The organism is Streptomyces boetiae (genome assembly GCF_031845405.1).
Lineage (GTDB): Bacteria > Actinomycetota > Actinomycetes > Streptomycetales > Streptomycetaceae > Streptomyces > Streptomyces boetiae.
Genome location: NZ_JAVREN010000128.1, coordinates 1 through 434, shown reverse-complemented (window position 1 = coordinate 434; position 434 = coordinate 1). Strand labels below are relative to the sequence as shown.

The window sequence follows — 434 nt, the reverse complement described above, 5'->3', positions numbered from 1 at the left end:
CGCTCGACCTGTCCTCGCTGGACTCCGTCGCGGCGCTCGGCGGCTCCCTGGCCGAGGAGGGGCGGCCCATCCATCTCCTGGTGAACAACGCGGGCGTCATGACCCCGCCCGACCGGCAGACCACCGCCGACGGGTTCGAGCTGCAGTTCGGCACCAACCACCTCGGGCACTTCGCCCTCGTCGGACGCCTGCTGCCCCTCCTCCAGGCCGGACAGGCCCGGGTGACCTCTCAGATCAGCGTCTCCGCGGACCGGAACGCGATCAACTGGGACGACCTGAACTGGGAGCGCTCCTACAACGGCATGGGGGCCTACAGCCAGTCGAAGATCGCTTTCGGCCTCTTCGGCCTCGAACTCGACCGGCGAGGCCGGGCCGAGGGCTGGGGCCTCACGAGCAACCTGTCCCATCCGGGCGTCGCCCCGACGAGCCTGCTC

Annotated in this window: 1 protein-coding gene; it reads left to right on the top strand. The window is 70.5% G+C overall.

The annotated features are described in order from the left end of the window. Window positions 1–434 (top strand): SDR family oxidoreductase (locus RM780_RS27700; RefSeq protein WP_311633647.1); only part of this gene is annotated, 434 nt, incomplete at both ends.